The organism is Neisseria sp. P0021.S007 (genome assembly GCF_051956855.1).
In genome coordinates this window covers 1-624 of sequence record NZ_JBQCXA010000712.1, presented here as the reverse complement: position 1 = coordinate 624, position 624 = coordinate 1, and the positions used below count along the sequence as shown (strand labels likewise).

The 624-nt window shown below is 48.6% G+C and carries 1 pseudogene; it reads right to left on the bottom strand.

From position 1 onward, the window contains the following. A pseudogene (locus ACTHUR_RS15530) lies at positions 1 to 624 on the bottom strand (DNA-directed RNA polymerase subunit beta'); the annotation flags it as partial.

Below are 624 nucleotides of genomic sequence, written 5' to 3'. Positions count from 1 at the left end.
CTTGAACAATGTAGCGAGCCAATGCTTCGATACCTTGCAGACGCAGAATGTCGTGTGGATCTACGGCACCGTCTACGATGGTTTCACCGCGGTTTACCACTTGACCATCGTGTACCAGAATCTGTTTCTCTTTAGAAATCAGGGTTTCGTATGCTACACCGTCTACGTCGGTAATAATCAGGCGCTGTTTACCTTTGGTTTCTTTACCGAAGGAAACGGTACCGGTAATTTCAGCCAACATACCTGCATCTTTCGGCACGCGTGCTTCAAACAATTCGGCTACGCGTGGCAGACCACCGGTAATATCGCGGGTTTTAGAAGACGCTTGTGGAATACGCGCCAACACATCACCCTTACCGACTTCCTGACCTTCACGAATGGTAATCACCGCACCGACCGGGAATGCCATAGAAACTGGGGTAGTCGTACCAGGAATGCAAATTTCCAGACCATTTTCATCCAACAGTTTGACAGTCGGACGCAACAGTTTAGAAGCACTAGAGGAACGACGTTTGCCGTCAATCACTACCAAAGTAGACAAACCAGTTACATCGTCGGTCTGTTTCGCAACGGTAACACCCTCTTCCACGTTTTCGAATTTCACCATACCTGCATGTTCGGTGA